The organism is Bacteroides graminisolvens (genome assembly GCF_963666085.1).
Taxonomy (GTDB): domain Bacteria; phylum Bacteroidota; class Bacteroidia; order Bacteroidales; family Bacteroidaceae; genus Bacteroides; species Bacteroides graminisolvens.
Map to the genome: position 1 here is coordinate 1,516,978 of NZ_OY762556.1, position 15,618 is coordinate 1,532,595.

General features: G+C 44.8%; 14 protein-coding genes. 6 read left to right on the top strand and 8 right to left on the bottom strand.

Annotated elements, in window-relative coordinates:
* Positions 1–8 precede the first annotated feature (8 nt).
* The 5 genes from ACKPCE_RS06230 (at position 9) to folE (ending at position 4,741) form a co-directional block, all read left to right on the top strand.
* The gene (locus ACKPCE_RS06230) at positions 9–884 is read left to right on the top strand and encodes a peptidoglycan DD-metalloendopeptidase family protein (protein ID WP_276965880.1); all 876 of its coding nucleotides are present in this window, start codon (positions 9–11) and stop codon (positions 882–884) included.
* Positions 885–992: 108 nt separating this feature from the next.
* Positions 993–1,535 (top strand): DUF1599 domain-containing protein, encoded by a 543-nt coding sequence (locus tag ACKPCE_RS06235; RefSeq protein WP_024996654.1) that lies wholly within the window; start codon positions 993–995, stop codon positions 1,533–1,535.
* The gene (locus ACKPCE_RS06240; protein ID WP_319504535.1) at positions 1,525–3,609 is read left to right on the top strand and encodes a BT_3928 family protein; all 2,085 of its coding nucleotides are present in this window, start codon (positions 1,525–1,527) and stop codon (positions 3,607–3,609) included. Before ACKPCE_RS06235 ends, ACKPCE_RS06240 begins: the two co-directional genes overlap by 11 nt.
* A 71-nt stretch (positions 3,610–3,680) precedes the next feature.
* Positions 3,681–4,151: an SPOR domain-containing protein gene (locus ACKPCE_RS06245; RefSeq protein ID WP_319505929.1), complete on the top strand. Its 471-nt coding sequence runs from the start codon at positions 3,681–3,683 to the stop codon at positions 4,149–4,151.
* Between the two features lie 5 nt (positions 4,152–4,156).
* Positions 4,157–4,741 carry a GTP cyclohydrolase I FolE gene (folE, locus tag ACKPCE_RS06250; RefSeq protein ID WP_319504536.1) on the top strand — a complete coding sequence of 195 codons (585 nt, stop codon included), beginning with the start codon at positions 4,157–4,159 and terminating at the stop codon, positions 4,739–4,741.
* Between the two features lies 1 nt (position 4,742).
* Here folE and dnaG read toward each other — a convergent pair whose 3' ends face one another.
* The 6 genes from dnaG to ACKPCE_RS06280 form a co-directional block, all read right to left on the bottom strand.
* Positions 4,743–6,740: a DNA primase gene (dnaG, locus tag ACKPCE_RS06255; protein WP_319504537.1), complete on the bottom strand. Its 1,998-nt coding sequence runs from the start codon at positions 6,738–6,740 to the stop codon at positions 4,743–4,745.
* Positions 6,741–6,935: 195 nt separating this feature from the next.
* Complete coding sequence (locus ACKPCE_RS06260) at positions 6,936–7,070, bottom strand: hypothetical protein (RefSeq protein ID WP_319504538.1); 135 nt, start codon at positions 7,068–7,070, stop codon at positions 6,936–6,938.
* A 323-nt stretch (positions 7,071–7,393) separates the two neighbouring features.
* A complete protein-coding gene (locus ACKPCE_RS06265) occupies positions 7,394–8,167 on the bottom strand; it encodes a prephenate dehydrogenase/arogenate dehydrogenase family protein (RefSeq protein WP_319504539.1) in 774 nt (257 codons plus the stop codon).
* A gap of 19 nt (positions 8,168–8,186) precedes the next feature.
* Positions 8,187–9,248: a chorismate mutase gene (locus ACKPCE_RS06270; protein ID WP_319504540.1), complete on the bottom strand. Its 1,062-nt coding sequence runs from the start codon at positions 9,246–9,248 to the stop codon at positions 8,187–8,189.
* A gap of 17 nt (positions 9,249–9,265) precedes the next feature.
* Positions 9,266–10,456: a pyridoxal phosphate-dependent aminotransferase gene (locus ACKPCE_RS06275; protein WP_276966756.1), complete on the bottom strand. Its 1,191-nt coding sequence runs from the start codon at positions 10,454–10,456 to the stop codon at positions 9,266–9,268.
* Complete coding sequence (locus ACKPCE_RS06280) at positions 10,431–11,276, bottom strand: prephenate dehydratase (protein ID WP_319504541.1); 846 nt, start codon at positions 11,274–11,276, stop codon at positions 10,431–10,433. The genes ACKPCE_RS06275 and ACKPCE_RS06280 overlap by 26 nt, the downstream gene beginning before the upstream one ends.
* A gap of 354 nt (positions 11,277–11,630) precedes the next feature.
* On the opposite strand from ACKPCE_RS06280, the gene ACKPCE_RS06285 reads away from it, so the two are divergent.
* Entirely contained in the window at positions 11,631–12,440 is an 810-nt protein-coding gene (locus ACKPCE_RS06285; protein WP_319504542.1) for an alpha/beta hydrolase, read from the top strand.
* Here the strand turns inward: ACKPCE_RS06285 and ACKPCE_RS06290 are convergent.
* Both ACKPCE_RS06290 and ACKPCE_RS06295 read right to left on the bottom strand, forming a co-directional pair.
* The gene (locus tag ACKPCE_RS06290; RefSeq protein ID WP_319504543.1) at positions 12,437–13,201 is read right to left on the bottom strand and encodes a LytR/AlgR family response regulator transcription factor; all 765 of its coding nucleotides are present in this window, start codon (positions 13,199–13,201) and stop codon (positions 12,437–12,439) included. The genes ACKPCE_RS06285 and ACKPCE_RS06290 overlap by 4 nt on opposite strands.
* Positions 13,198–15,183, bottom strand: coding sequence for a tetratricopeptide repeat-containing sensor histidine kinase (locus tag ACKPCE_RS06295; protein WP_319504544.1), 1,986 nt, complete (start codon positions 15,181–15,183; stop codon positions 13,198–13,200). Before ACKPCE_RS06295 ends, ACKPCE_RS06290 begins: the two co-directional genes overlap by 4 nt.
* Positions 15,184–15,618 lie beyond the last annotated feature (435 nt).

Here is a 15,618-nt window from a genome sequence, read left to right on the forward strand (position 1 = left end):
CGAAACGAATGAATTTTAATTGTATTAAAACAGTATTGATTGCCGCAACTGCTATGATCAGCCTGAATTCTTTTTCTCAGGACCTGATTGCGCGCCAAGCCCCAATTGATCGAAAACTTAAAAGCGTAGATTCGCTGGCCCTTCAAAAGCAGATTCGTGCAGAGCAAGCTGCATATCCTGCATTGAGCCTTTATCCTAATTGGGATAACCGATACGTACACGCTTATGGCAAAGACGCCATTGTTCCGGAATCTTTCACTATTGATCTGACCGGTTTCCGCATGCCGACTACTAACACACGTATTACCTCACCTTTTGGTCCTCGTTGGAGAAGAATGCACAACGGACTTGATATCAAGGTTAACATTGGAGACACAATTGTATCTGCCTTCGACGGCAAAGTGCGCATTGTTAATTTTGAACGCCGTGGTTATGGTAAGTATGTTGTTATTCGTCACGCAAACGGTTTGGAAACAGTATACGGCCATTTGTCCAAACAACTGGTTGATGAAAACCAAACGGTAAAAGCCGGTGAACCTATTGGTTTGGGTGGAAATACAGGACGCTCTACCGGTTCGCACCTACACTTCGAAACCCGTTTATTAGGAATCGCTATCAATCCTGCTTACATGTTTGACTTTCCCAAGCAAGACGTAGTAGCCGATACGTATACATTCAGAAAGATCAGAGGGCATGAAAGCGTTGGTTCTTCGAACAGCGAACTGGCCAGCGAAGGTGCTATCAGATACCACAAGGTTAAAAGAGGAGATACATTGTCGAGGATTGCTGCTAAAAGAGGCGTGTCAATCGACAGACTTTGCAAGCTGAACAGAATAAGCAGAAGAACGGTACTCAGACCGGGACAGGTTCTTCGTTGTTCTTAAAGAATATACAAACAATTTGCTTGGAGAGGGCACTTTAAATATAATTTAGAGTGCCCTCTTTTCTTTTTTCTTTATTTATTGCTACCTTTGCGATCTATTCGTAAACAAATGAAAGATACTAAGCAACAATTTGAACATGTCATAGCCTTGTGCCGCGACTTGTTCGCCAAAAAGTTACATGACTACGGTGCTGCATGGCGTATTCTTCGTCCGGCTTCGGTTACCGATCAGATATTCATTAAAGCCAATCGCATCAGGAGCATTGAAACCAAAGGAGTTACTTTGGTGGATGAAGGCATACGCTCTGAGTTTATTGCGATTGTTAATTACGGAATCATCGGTTTAATTCAGCTGGAGCTGGGTTATTCGGAGTCGACAGATATTACCAACGAACAAGCTTTGGCTTTGTATGACAAGTATGCCACCGAGGCACTTGAACTGATGCAGGCAAAGAATCATGATTACGATGAGGCTTGGCGAAGCATGCGCGTAACTTCGTATACGGATTTGATTTTGATGAAGATACATCGTACCAAGCAGATAGAGAGTTTATCGGGACAAACACTCGTTTCCGAAGGAATTGATGCCAATTACATGGATATGATTAATTATTCTGTATTCGGATTAATTAAACTTGAGTTTGAAAAATAACAGAATACATATTGCAAAGCACATTTGGGTAAATCTGTGCAGGTTTCTGCTGGCCGGGCTCTTTATATTCTCCGGTTTTGTGAAAGCTGTTGACCCGCTTGGCACCCAATATAAGATTGAAGACTACCTGAGCGCGTTCGGCATGACCGACTGGTTTCCGGCATTCTTCCCCTTATTATTTTCCGTCATTCTTTCCACTCTTGAGTTTTCTGTTGGCGTACTTCTACTTTTCGGTGTGCGCAAAAGGGCTTCTACTACGCTGGCATTTCTGATGATGCTGGTTATGACTCCCCTTACCCTTTACCTTGCAGTTACAAACCCTGTGAGCGATTGCGGCTGTTTTGGCGATGCTTGGGTGCTGACCAACTGGCAAACATTTTGGAAGAATGTGGTTTTACTCGTGGCTGCCGCTTCCGTTTTTGCAGGACGAGCCCGTATTATCAGGTTTGTGACCGCTCAGACCGAATGGCTGGTCTCTCTTTATACGGTTCTGTATATATTGGTATTTTCGTCCTATTGCATCAGAAACCTTCCGGTTATTGACTTCCGTCCGTATAAGATCGGGAAGAGCATTACCGAGGGAATGAGTATTCCTCCCGGAGCGAAGCCCAGTGTTTTTGAAACTCGTTTTATACTTGAGAAGAACGGAGAACGAAAGGAATTTACGTTGGAAAACTATCCGGATAGTACCTGGACGTTCATTGACTCGCGCAGCATACTCAAAGAGAAAGGATACGAGCCTGCCATTCATGATTTCTCCATGCAAGAAATACAAAGCGGAAATGACATTACCGATGAGGTATTGCAAGATTCCGGTTACACCTTCTTATTGGTGGCGCATCGCATGGAGGAAGCCGACGACAGCAACATTGATCTGATCAACGAACTATATGACTACTCCAAAGAGTATGGCTATAGGTTTTATTGCCTCACCTCATCCGAAGAGAAACAGATTGACGTGTGGCGCGATCAGACAGGAGCGGAATATCCGTTCTGCCTGATGGACAACATAACACTCAAAACCATGATTCGCTCCAATCCCGGGGTGATCTTGATTAAAAACGGAGTGATACTGAATAAATGGAGCGATAATAATTTGCCCGACGAATATGAACTAACCGGATCGTTGGACACGTTGGAGCTGGGCAAGCAGAAGGTGGAAAATGACAACCGAACCATGCAGCTTACTTTCGGGTGGTACATACTGCCTTTGTTGCTGGTGCTGGGCCTCGACATCTTGATTATCCGCCGTAGTGAACGTAAAAGAAAGAATCGAAATAAAAATTTAATTAACCCTTTAACAAATAACAAAATGAGAAAAAACATTGTTGCAGGAAACTGGAAGATGAACAAAACCCTTCAGGAGGGTATTGCTTTGGCTAAAGAATTAAACGAAGCTTTGGCTGCTGAAAAACAAAACTGTGATGTAGTTATCTGCACACCGTTTATTCACTTGGCATCGGTTACTCCGATTGTTGACGCTGCTAAGATTGGTGTTGGTGCAGAAAACTGTGCCGATAAAGAATCGGGTGCTTACACCGGTGAAGTTTCAGCTTCTATGGTAGCATCAACAGGTGCTCAATACGTAATCTTGGGTCACTCTGAACGTCGTGCTTACTACGGTGAAACACCTGCTATCTTGAAAGATAAAGTACAATTGGCTTTGGCTAACGGATTGACTCCTATCTTCTGCATCGGCGAAGTGTTGGAAGAACGTGAAGCTAACAAGCAAAACGAAGTAGTTTACGCTCAGTTGGCCGGCTCATTGTTCGACCTTTCTGCTGAAGACTTTTCGAAGATCGTCTTGGCTTACGAACCAGTTTGGGCTATCGGTACAGGTAAGACTGCTACTGCTGAGCAAGCTCAGGAAATTCATGCTTACATCCGTTCAACAATCGTTGAAAAATACGGAAAAGAAGTGGCCGACAATACGTCTATCCTTTACGGAGGAAGCTGTAAACCGTCGAATGCTAAAGAACTGTTCGCCAACCCTGACGTTGACGGTGGTTTGATTGGTGGTGCTGCTTTGAGCGTTGCCGATTTCAAAGGTATTATCGATGCATTTAATGCATAATAAAAACATGCTGATTTGTGAACCGGTTACCCCCGGTTCGCAAATCTTTTTTTATTTATCAACCTGTGCGTATGAAGACTTATTCGTTTTACTTTAGTTTGTTACTTCTGTTGTTTGCCGTCACTACGGCGAATGCTCAAAGCATTGTCAAGAGCCTGGAGCGCGATGTGCCCGGCCAAGGTAAGGTAACCATTCATCAGGACGAACGATTGGATGCAGCTATCGGAAAAGAAAAACTACCCGCCTCGGCAGGGATGCCCGATGAACAGCAATTCATTAAAGTAGCCGGTTACAGGGTTCAGGTATATGCCGGAAACAATTCGCGCGCTGCCCGCACCGAAGCACAGAACATTGGCTACAAGGTAAAAGAATACTTTCCCGATTTGAAGGTTTACACCACCTTTACTTCACCCCGATGGTTGTGCCGTGTAGGTGATTTCCGCACTATCGAAGAAGCCGATGCTACCATGCGTCAGCTGAGATCAACAGGTGTTTTCAAAGAAGTTTCCATTGTCAAAGAACAAGTTAATATTCCATTATAAAGATCATGTTAGAAAAAGAAGAAGTAAACTCACCTCATCTGGAGGAGTTAATGGGCCACTACCGCAGTATTATCAGTCTGCTGGGCGAAGATGTGCAACGTGAAGGATTATTGAAGACGCCCGAGCGTGTTGCCAAAGCCATGCTTACCTTAACAAAAGGTTACACCATGGACCCGCACGAAGTACTGCGCTCTGCCAAGTTCAAAGAAGAATACAGCCAGATGGTGATTGTGAAAGACATAGACTTCTTCTCGCTTTGCGAACACCACATGTTGCCTTTCTACGGCAAAGTGCATGTGGCTTATATTCCTAACGGATACATTACGGGATTGAGCAAGATTGCCCGTGTGGTCGACATCTTTTCTCACCGTTTGCAGGTGCAGGAACGCATGACTCTTCAAATCAAAGAATGTATTCAGCAAACACTAAACCCGCTAGGAGTGATGGTCGTTGTTGAAGCCAAGCACATGTGCATGCAGATGCGCGGTGTTGAGAAACAAAATGCCATCACAACCACTTCAGATTTTACAGGAGCATTCAATCAGGCTAAAACGCGTGAGGAGTTTATGAACCTCATCATGCACAAATAAGTCAGCGCACCAGCACCACGCGGTCGCCCAGACGTTTAGCCATGACGCTCTGAATTTGTTTCATATCCTTGTAGCGCTCCATCAACTCGTTGCACTTGTCAACGTTGTTGGCATTTTCGGGGTTCTGCAGGGCAAACATAATGTGCTTCAATTCCTCTTCAACAATGGCATTCTTGAAGTTAATCATTAAATTAGGCACCACCTCAAGCAACCGTTCTTCCTCGGTAGGCAGCTTCTGTCCCTTGGTGTGGTATTTGCTCAGCTGGTAGCGATTGTTGAGCAACTCGGCCGATAACCTGCTGATTTCCTGATCGGGATGCGCCAGGAAATAACGACGGCTCTTGAAATCTTTATCGTGCATGTGCGCAGCAGCTTCCGACAAAATGCGGCGGTGTAGCGGGTTGTGAAACGATAGATCATCTTCTTTCAAATCGCCCACAATATACTCAATAACACTTACCGGCACAGGATTCTCATTCTCATCGGCCACCTCACACAAAATTTGTTCCCCGTAGCGGATAACAGTTCGTATGATGAGCCGTTCGAGCTGGTAAAATTCCTGTCCCTCTTTGCCCTCCTGCGGAATGAGCGATTCATACGGAGGAGGTATTTCGCCGGGAAGCGGTATGCCGTTCTCGGCCGGAGGCGGTGTGGAGGCGTTATAACTTCCGGACTTGCCATCCTTTTCGGCCATCTTTTCCTTCAGCTTCGCCACTTCGGCCACCAATAACTTTTCTTCCACTTTGAGCAGCTGACTGCATTCCTTCATGTACACCGAGCGCACAATGGCCTCGGGAATAACCGAAATGCTTCGCACAATGTCACCAATGAGTCCGGCGCGCTTGATGGGATCCTTGCCCGCATCGTCGAGAAGCAGATTGGTCTTGAACCGAATGAAGTCCACCTCATGAGCCGAAATATACGCCTGAAAGTCGGTTGCATTGTGTTTGCGGGCAAACGAGTCGGGGTCGTCGCCATCGGGCAACAGCACCACCTTGATGTTCATACCCTCTTCGAGCAACATGTCGATACCGCGGATGGAAGCCTTGATGCCCGCCATATCACCGTCATACAGTACCGTAATGTTGTTGGTGAAACGATGAATGAGACGAATTTGTCCCGGCGTAAGAGAAGTTCCCGACGAAGAAACTACGTTTTCAATGCCCGACTGGTGCATGGAAATCACGTCGGTGTAACCTTCCACCAAGAAACAACGGTCCTGTTTAACAATGGCTTGTTTGGCAAAGTAAATGCCGTACAGCTCACTGCTCTTGTGGTAAATTTCAGATTCGGGCGAGTTTACGTACTTGGCCAGCTTTTTGTTTTCGGTGCTCATCACACGTCCGCCGAAAGCCACCACCTTGCCCGAGAGCGAGTGCACCGGGAACATCACACGTCCCCAAAAGCGGTCGCGCACCTTTCCCTCGTCGGTTTCGTAGCACAAGCCCGTTTTTACCAGAAACTCCTTCTGGTATCCTTTTCGCACGGCCTCTTGTGCCAGCGCATCGTGCTGCTCCAAGCTGAAACCCAGTTGAAACTTCTCGATCGTATCATCACGAAAACCACGCTGACGGAAGTAAGCCATACCAATGCTTCGGCCGTCGATGTGGTTTTTCAGTATGTTCTGAAAATAGTCGCGCGCAAAACCGTTGACGATAAACATACTTTCGCGCGCACTCTGAGCCTCTTTCTCTTCGTTGCTCAGCTCGCGCTCCTTCACTTCAATGCTATACTTGCGTGCCAGGAACTTGAGCGCTTCGTAATAAGACATCTGCTCGTGCTCCATGATAAAGTGCACTGCGTTGCCTCCCTTGCCGCAACTGAAACATTTGCAAAGACCTTTGGAGGGCGACACGCTGAAAGAAGGCGTTTTCTCGTTATGAAAGGGACACAGCCCCACATAGTTTACCCCGCGTTTGCGCAGCGTAACAAAGTCCGATACCACATCAACAATCTGTGCTGCATCGAGTATTCTGTCTATGGTTGCCTGATCTATCATGTACGAATGGTTTTAAGCATCACAAATGTACACCTAATTTGTTATTCCACAAAGCGAGCCCCGGGTTGTTTGCAAGCGGCAGGTGAATAGAGCCTTTCTGCCTGAATATCATTTGATTGCCTGCCTTTTGCCTGAATATAACGGACAAAAAACGACCATTCAACCCGTTTTTGTCAAGTGCTGATTTATATATTATTAACGCTTGCGGGCGGTGCCCCACTTACCACCAGTTTTTGAGGGAGCAACGACCACGTTTTTGGAAAGCCGGGCCGACTTTTCCGAATAGCTGCCCAACGATTTAAAATCCCTGCCCAACTTTTTGAAAAACATAAAGAGGAATTTTAAAAAGTCCTTGATGTTTTTTGAAAAGATAACGAGCTTTTTCGCCAAAGCCACGAGCAATTGGGGGAATTGCCACGACCAATGGAGGTGATTGCCACGAGCAATGGGGTGCATTGCAGGTAGCAATTGGCAAAAATGAAAGAAACAAAGAGTCGGAACAAGGCATTTGGGGGAAGAGCAGACGGGCGCGGAAACAAAAAAAGGAGAAGCGCCGGCTTCTCCTTTTACGTGCAGTATAAATAGAATATAGTTTAACTTTACGCTTACAAATATACAACATTACAAACACAAAGTCAAGCTTTTATTCGTTTTTATTTGATGTTTTCCCTGATTTTGGTCAGGTACTTTTTCATGGCCTCGGCATCTTTATTGCTAATGATTTCCAGAACATTCTTCAGCTCACGGCGAATGTTTTCCACTTGTGCCGGGGTGCGCGGATTGAATAGTATTTCCTGCAAGAGGTAATCATCTTCACTCATCAAACCCTTGGCAATGGCCATGTGCTTTTTAAAGGTAGTTCCCGGTGCTTCCTGGTGTTTCATGACCGCCGCAAAAACGAAGGTCGACACAAACGGAATAGACAACGAGTAGGCCACCGTTTCATCGTGCTCGTCGAACGTATATTCAAAAATGTTTAGGTTGAGGCTGTTGTACAAGTCTTTAAAGAACACCTTTCCCAAATGATCACTTTCACTGATAATAATGGCGCTTTCGCTGCTCAGGTTGCTGAGGCTGGCAAAGGTAGGGCCAAACATCGGATGAGTGGACACATAGCGGAAACCGCTTTCATCGTAAAACTTCTTCAGTCCGGTTTTCACCGAAGCAATGTCGCTGATGATGCAATCTTTAGGCAAGGCGGGAAGCACTTGCTTGAAGGCATCGAGCGTGTACTTCACCGTTGCTGCGTTAATCACCAGCTCCGGCTCGAAGTCTTTAATCTCCTCGAGCGTGGTGAAACGATACGTGTTATACACAAAACGCAATTGATGCGGGTTGACATCGTACACAGCCGTTTCGTGCTGAAAGCTCAATATATCCGTAAAGAAGGAGCCCATTTTACCGGCTCCAAGAATTAATATCCTCATGATTTACCGTCCTGTCCTTTTATTTGTTGATGATTTCCATCTGCTGGCGAACACTCTCTTCGTGAATCGCTTCGAATATCTTCATGACAAACTCCGCATCGAGTCCGCACAAAGCACCCTGTGATCCTCTTTTCTCCAAAATTTCGCTGTAACGGCTGGTTTGAAGAATGGGCATGTCGTGCTCCTTTTTATACGTACCAATTTCGCGGGCAATACGCATACGTTTGGAAAGTTCCTCCATCAGGTTATTATCGCACTCGTCAATTTGGCGGCGCAATGCAGCAAGGTTTTCGGTAGTCTGCGTTTCCTTGCGGATAACCAGCAGGTTGAGGATGTAATCCAACACGTCGGGTGTAACCTGTTGTGAGGCATCGCTCCATGCACAATCGGGGTTGCAGTGACTTTCCACAATGAGTCCGTCGAAATTGAGGTCCATCGCTTGCTGACAAAGCGGTGCAATCAGCTCGCGTTTGCCGCCGATGTGACTCGGATCACAGAAGATGGGCAAGTTAGGAATGCGGCGGTGCAGCTCAATAGGAATGTGCCATTGCGGCAAGTTGCGGTAAATCTTCTTATCGTAACTGCTGAACCCGCGGTGAATAACTCCCAGACGTTTCAGCCCCGAGTTGTTGATACGCTCCAAGGCGCCAATCCACAAATCAAGATCCGGATTCACAGGATTCTTCACCAAAACAGGAATGTCGACCCCTTTCAGCGCATCGGCAATCTCCTGAACGGCAAACGGATTGGCGGTTGTTCGCGCGCCTACCCATAAAATATCTATTCCGGCTTTCAATGATTCGTACACATGTTTGGCAGTAGCCACTTCGGTCGAAACATACATGCCCGTTTCCTTCTTAACCTCTTTCAACCATGAAAGACCTTCAACACCAACACCTTCGAAGCCGCCCGGCTTGGTACGCGGTTTCCAAATGCCTGCGCGGAATATTTTGATGCCTCGCTCGGACAGTTGCTTGGCCGTGCTCATTACTTGTTCTTCTGTTTCGGCACTGCAAGGACCGGCAATAACGATGGGTCTTTTTGCCTCAACACCCGGTAATAAAATTGATTCTAGTTCCATAATTTCAATATGTATTTTTATTTGTTTTTATTCATTTCTTTAATTCTTTCCAGCGCTTCGGCCAGTTTCTCGTCTTTGCAGCAAAGAGAGATGCGTATGTAGCGCGCACCGTTGCTGCCGAAAATAAATCCGGGCGTGATGAACACGCGTGCCTGGTGCAACACCTTTTCGGTGAGTTCCTCCACGTCCGTGCACGAGGCCGGTATTTTCCCCCAGAGGAACATGCCCACCTGATGATCGTCGTACGTGCATTGCAAAGCCTCCATAATCTCTCCGGCCAGCTGGCGGCGGTTACGATAGTTTTGGTTGTTGCTTGCGTACCAGTCCTCACCGGCTTCCAGCGCTTTGGCTGCCGCCAGTTGCATGGCGCGGAACATGCCGCTGTCGATGTTGCTTTTCACTTTCAAAATCCACTGCACAAAGTCGGCATTCGATGCCAGCATGCCGATGCGCCATCCGGGCATGTTGTGGCTTTTGCTCATGGAGTTAAACTCGATGCAGCACTCCTTGGCACCCGGAACGGAGAGAATGCTCAGCGGTTTATCGTTCAATATAAAGCTGTACGGGTTGTCATTGACAATGATAATGCCCTTCCTGCGGGCAAAGTCGACCAGCTTTTCATATAGTTCCGGTGTTGCATTGGCACCCGTGGGCATGTTGGGGTAGTTCGTCCACATCAACTTCACGCGGGTTAAATCCATAGCTTCGAGCTCCTCAAAGTCGGGCATCCATCCGTTTTCCTCTTTCAGATTATACGTCACCACCTCCGCACCGAGAATGTTGCTCAGCGACGTGTAAGTGGGGTAGCCCGGATTGGGAACCAAAACCTGTTCGCCCGGGTTGACAAACGCCAGCGTTACGTGCAGAATTCCTTCTTTCGACCCGATAAGCGGTTGTATTTCCGTATTCGGATTCAGCTCCACGTTATACCATTGCTTGTACCATCCGGCAAACGCCTTGCGAAGTTCCGGAATACCTACGTAAGGTTGGTATCCGTGTCCGTCGGCATTTTGCGCTTCCTGGCACAGCGTGCTCACCGTCTGCTCCGAAGGAGGCATATCCGGACTGCCTATTCCCAAGCTGATCACGTTCTTTCCCTCGGCATTCATTTGCGCTACCTCTTTCAGCTTCTTTGAAAAGTAGTATTCGCTTACGCCGGTCAGCCGGTTGGCCGGAGCATATTTAGATGCTTGATTTTCCTTCTGCATATTCACCTAATGTTTTGAGTTCTTTGGTTAATGGAGTGATGGCTGCAACAGCCTGTTTGTATCTCAGGTAATCGCCAAAAGCCACGTCAACGTAAAACCGGTATTCCCATTCACGGCCTATGATGGGGAGCGATTGTATTTTGGTTAGATTGATGTTGTAGAACGAAAGAATAGATAGAACTTGAGAAAGACTGCCTTCGGTGTGGGGGAGAGTGAAAACCATGCTTGCTTTGTTGATTTCGGCTTGTTGCTGCTGTAGTTCGTCGGCTTTCCAGGGATCGGTTACTACAAGGAAACGGGTGAAGTTGTGTTTGTTTGTCTCGATGCCTTCTTGCAGCACCTTCAATCCGTAGCGTTCGGCAGCAGCTTTGGAGCAGATGGCGGCCCTTCCTTTTAGGTTTTGGGTTTGAATCATCTCCGCGCTCAATGCCGTATCTTCCGTTTCCACTACTTTTATTTGCGGGTGGTGATTGAGGAAATCGCGGCACTGCATCAGCGCAATGGGGTGGGAGTTTACCTCGTTAATATCTGCCCAGTCCTCATCGGGCAGGCAGGCGAAACTATGCGAGATGCGCAACTTGTATTCACCGATGATGCGCGCACCGCTCTGACGAAGCAGTTCGTTGTTTTGTAACAAACTACCCGCAATGGTATTTTCAATGGCCAGCATGGCAATGGTATCACTGTCTTTTTTAACGGCTGCAAAAACATCTTCGAAAGTGGCGCAGCAGATTAGTTGAATCTCTTCTCCTTCGAAGTACTTGTGAGCGGCTATGTCGTGATACGAGCCTAATGTTCCTTGAATTGCTATCTTTCTCATATTCTTTTATTGTCTGATACAAAAAAATCCCGCCTCCATGTGGGAGCGGGATTCTTGTTATTTATTCGTCTTAATGTCTTCGCTTTATCATTACTTGACACATACAAATTCCCGCTCTACTTTCTGGCTAAAGTAAAAGTAAAAAAAGAAGGAAAATGTATAAGTAAATGATTTCATATAATCGTTCTTTGTTTTTTGATTACGGGGCAAAAGTAATACATTTCTCTTAAATGCAAACGAAAAATGATATTTTTTTTGTTTTTAGTCACCAAATAATATGATTTTAGTGTAATTTGCACTCCGTTATTTCAATCAGGTAACGAAATTACGCTTACGCTTATTTATATATAGACAATGAGAAAATACTATTTACTTTTGCTTTTATTGCATGCGGCACTGGTTTTGCATGCTCAGGTTTCTTATAAAACAGTGACTGATGTGTCTTATGTGTCGCCCGATGAGAGTGATGCTTACCGTCGTGAACGCTGCAAACTCGATGTGTATTACCCCGAGGGAGCAACGAATTGCCCTACCATTGTTTGGTTGCATGGTGGCGGACTGGAAGGGGGACATAAATATATTCCTCAGGAGTTTAAGGAAAAAGGTTTTGCGGTGGTGGCGGTTAATTACCGTTTAAGTCCGCGCGCCAAGAATCCGTCGTACACGGAAGATGCAGCGGCTGCAGTGGCATGGGTGTTTCAGCACATTGAAAAGTATGGTGGCAACAAAGAACGCATCTTTGTTTCGGGTCATTCGGCCGGTGGATACCTGACGTTGATGCTGGCTCTGGATAAAAAGTATCTCAGTTCTTATGGGGTCGATGCCGATAAAGTAGCGGCTTATCTTCCCGTGAGCGGGCAAACGGTGACGCATTTTACTATTCGAAAGGAGCGGGGCTTGCCTGCGGGTATTCCCGTGGTCGACGAGTTTGCTCCCGTTAACAAGGCGCGCAAAGATACGGCTCCTATTGCTCTCATCACGGGCGACCGCCAATTGGAAATGGCCGACAGATACGAGGAGAATGCTTTGCTGGCATCTGTCTTAAAAAATACCGGTAACAAACGAATCACGCTGTACGAGCTGCAAGGATTTGATCATGGTGAGGTAGCAGCTCCCGCTTGCTATTTAATTGCGAACTATATTAAGAAATCTTTGCCGCGTTAAAGCATAAAGAAACGGTCTTGTACCGAATTGAAAAAGTTGCGTGATATCAACAGACTTTCAGTTTCGTCAAAGGGAGGAAGCATCAGGCACTTCTTCCCTTCAATGGCTCGTAAATAGGATATGTTGATAATCTGCTGCTGGTTTATCTGTACGAAAGAGGCGGCAAGTCTCACAATGTCATCGGCCGTTGTGTTTCGTTTCAGCTGAATGCGTTGTTTCTCAAGTATCACGCACCAGTGCTTGCTCTCCTTTGCATATTCAAAATAACCTATTTCGTCAAAGCGGAGTGATTGATATCCCCTTACGGTGGTGATCAGTACGTGTGAATTGTCTTTGCCGTTCAACGTTGAAAGTGATTCTTGCAGAGAGTTTTTCTTCTTTTCGGAACGCATGTAGGTTAAAAGCCGGTTAATAACAAGTAGAAATTCTGTTTCGGTGTATGGCTTCAACAGATAGTCGAACGCCGATTCACGCAAGGCTTCCAGCAAATATTTATCATAAGCCGTATAAAAAACCACTTGCATAGGCCAGTTAACGGCATCTTTTATCTCTCGCAACAGCTCCAGTCCGCTAGTTTCTGGCATCTCAACGTCCAGAAACAGCACATCGGGTTTGTGCTTTAAGATCAGTTCTTTTCCTTTTGCTGCGTTTGGTGCAGTCTGCACCAACTCCATTTCGTTGATTCCTTGCAATGAAGTCTGCAAATTGGAAATACCACACGGTTCGTCGTCAATAACAATGGCTGTATATTTGTCTTTCATTTGTATTCGTATTTATAATGGTGAGGAATGAATATTTCGACTTTGGTACCCGTCTCTCCTTGCGTTCCGATGTTTTGTATGAGGAAAACGGCCTTTTGGCGGTTTTGGGCATTTAATAGTTGTAGAGTCTGGTTCAAGACCCTGAGTCCGGTGCCTGTACTTGTTGGTGAAGATACTCCGTTGGGGTGATATCCTTTGCCGTTGTCTGTTACGAAGATGCGGATGCCTTCCTCTTCACGAAGTATTTTTATAGAAAGTTTTTTCTCACCTTCCACGCTGGGGAAACCGTGTTTCAACGCATTCTCAATAGGTATTTGTAACATCATGGGGATGATGCGGGCATTGTTCAGATCGACATGCTCACTAATGTCCCAGCTGACAGTCAGATTATCGCCTACTTTTTGTTTGTTCAACTCAATATAAGCCTTGGCAAAATCAATTTCATCTATGAGCATGATGCTGGTTTCTTCAGTCATCTCCAGACTCTTTCGTAATAAATGTATCAGGGTGAACAACCGTTGCTTCTTTTCTTCATCCACACCTTGCATTTCGTTGTTTAGCACGTTAAACATAAAATGAGGCGATATGCGGTTGCGGATGTTACCAATTCTGAGGTTACTTATCTGTTCAATGAATTTCATCCGTTGCATGTTATTCCTCTTTTTGATGATATAATAACCGAAAATGGCCGATATTAAACCGACTAAAGAGATGAGTATCCAAAGATAAGTGCTCAATTTGAAGGTTTGTGCTTCTGCGCTTTTCTTTTGTATGATTAAATCCTTCTTCATCAACGTGCTATCTTGCTTGTATTGCATGTCCAAATCAGCAATTCGTTGCTGCGTTGCATCGTCGCGTAGCGAGTCGTTCACGGTCATTCTCTTTTTCAAATACTGATAAGCACTTTTGTAATCGTTGGTTTTCAGTGCTAGTTTTTCCAGATATTCCGTGCGGACGGATAAGATATTGGGCTCAATTCCCTTATCGCTCTTAATCTCTTGTTGCAGTTTACGTGCCAAAGCAAAATTGTTTTCAGCAACGGCGACTCCTATTTTTGTTGCGTTAATATAATAAAGAGCTGTTTTGCTATCAATACCTTTAAAATAAGGTTCGGCTTTCTCATAATAATACTTAGAAGAGTCAGGTTGGTTAAGATTTAGATATACATCTGCCAGATTAGTGTATATTAGATTTCTAAAAAAAACAAATTCAGTATTTTCTAAATCTTTCTTTGCCCGTTTAAAATAGGTAAGAGCTTTCTTGTATTCTTTTTTGTAGTAATAGTAATTGCCCCGATTATTGCAAAAGATAATTTTTTCGTCAAACCTTCTGTTCTTATAATCTTTTTCTGCACGCAGGTAATATTCATCTGCACGTTTGAAATCTCTAAGAGCTAAGTATATGTCTGCTAAACCTTGATAAATAGGGAATTTAAACTTGTCAAGGTGTAAAGAGTCGCTTACAGATAAGCCCAGTCTCAAATAATAAGTTGCTGTTGGAAGATCTCCCTTGAACTTGTATTGGTCAGATAGGTTGATATAAATATCAGGTTTGCTCTCAGCCTTCGGCGGACATTGAAGAGCTCGGGTTATATAAATAATGGCAGAGTCGGGTTTGTTCATTTGGGCGTAATAGACTCCAAATGAATTGTATACGGAGGCCAATAGCTCTTTTTTTCTTGCGCTTTCAGGCTGTTGCTTAAACGCAGTGATTATTTGGCGTTTTATAATAAGTCCCGAATCATACTTGTTCTCTAAGAAATATAAAGTAGCGTATGCCTCGAAAGCATCGTAGTACTTCATGCTGTCTTTGGTGCATTTCATTGCCTCAGTCAGATCCTTTCTTGAGGTAGGAATGTCTGTGAAGAGTTTTTTTCTTCCTGCGTTGAGTAGAGAATCTGCCCGTTGCTCTTGCTTGTATTCAAGCGAATTCTTATCAGTGCATGAACCTAATACAAGGAGTATTAGTGAGATTAATGTCATGCAAAAAGAATATATGAAGTTTCTTTTGAAGCATCTTATTCGCATTGTTTGTCTTTCCATGATTAATTAAATGCTTTTTATTATCAGGTGAGCTTTTGCAAAAGTATAATATTTTTTAGATTATAATGAACTAATATGATTTTTTTTATATTACAAATTATTATTTCTTCATAAATAATTATTTCCGTATTGGGATGCAAAGGAAACACCCTTGAAGTATTTCTTCAAAGGTGTTGCAAAAGAGAGAACAAACTGTATGATAGAACTCAAACCTATCTTGATAATTGAGGCGTATATTGAATCTTAATTGTGGGGGAAATCTAGAAATTTATCAATCCTTCTTAAAGGATTGAGCAGCCTCGCATCAAAGGTATGAATTGATTTTTATAGAAAAAAACACAAGTTATGCAGAAAGCGGTTATCTGGCAGAAAAGC

Excerpts from the sequence above, each read along its gene's own strand:
- ACKPCE_RS06230 (WP_276965880.1), top strand. The coding sequence starts at position 9 with ATGAATTTTAATTGTATTAAAACAGTATTGATTGCCGCAACTGCTATG.
- ACKPCE_RS06235 (WP_024996654.1), top strand. The coding sequence starts at position 993 with ATGAAAGATACTAAGCAACAATTTGAACATGTCATAGCCTTGTGCCGC.
- ACKPCE_RS06245 (WP_319505929.1), top strand. The coding sequence starts at position 3,681 with ATGAAGACTTATTCGTTTTACTTTAGTTTGTTACTTCTGTTGTTTGCC.
- folE (WP_319504536.1), top strand. The coding sequence starts at position 4,157 with ATGTTAGAAAAAGAAGAAGTAAACTCACCTCATCTGGAGGAGTTAATG.
- dnaG (WP_319504537.1), bottom strand. The coding sequence starts at position 6,740 with ATGATAGATCAGGCAACCATAGACAGAATACTCGATGCAGCACAGATT.
- ACKPCE_RS06260 (WP_319504538.1), bottom strand. The coding sequence starts at position 7,070 with ATGTTTTTCAAAAAGTTGGGCAGGGATTTTAAATCGTTGGGCAGCTAT.
- ACKPCE_RS06265 (WP_319504539.1), bottom strand. The coding sequence starts at position 8,167 with ATGAGGATATTAATTCTTGGAGCCGGTAAAATGGGCTCCTTCTTTACG.
- ACKPCE_RS06270 (WP_319504540.1), bottom strand. The coding sequence starts at position 9,248 with ATGGAACTAGAATCAATTTTATTACCGGGTGTTGAGGCAAAAAGACCC.
- ACKPCE_RS06275 (WP_276966756.1), bottom strand. The coding sequence starts at position 10,456 with ATGCAGAAGGAAAATCAAGCATCTAAATATGCTCCGGCCAACCGGCTG.
- ACKPCE_RS06280 (WP_319504541.1), bottom strand. The coding sequence starts at position 11,276 with ATGAGAAAGATAGCAATTCAAGGAACATTAGGCTCGTATCACGACATA.
- ACKPCE_RS06285 (WP_319504542.1), top strand. The coding sequence starts at position 11,631 with ATGAGAAAATACTATTTACTTTTGCTTTTATTGCATGCGGCACTGGTT.
- ACKPCE_RS06290 (WP_319504543.1), bottom strand. The coding sequence starts at position 13,201 with ATGAAAGACAAATATACAGCCATTGTTATTGACGACGAACCGTGTGGT.
- ACKPCE_RS06295 (WP_319504544.1), bottom strand. The coding sequence starts at position 15,183 with ATGACATTAATCTCACTAATACTCCTTGTATTAGGTTCATGCACTGAT.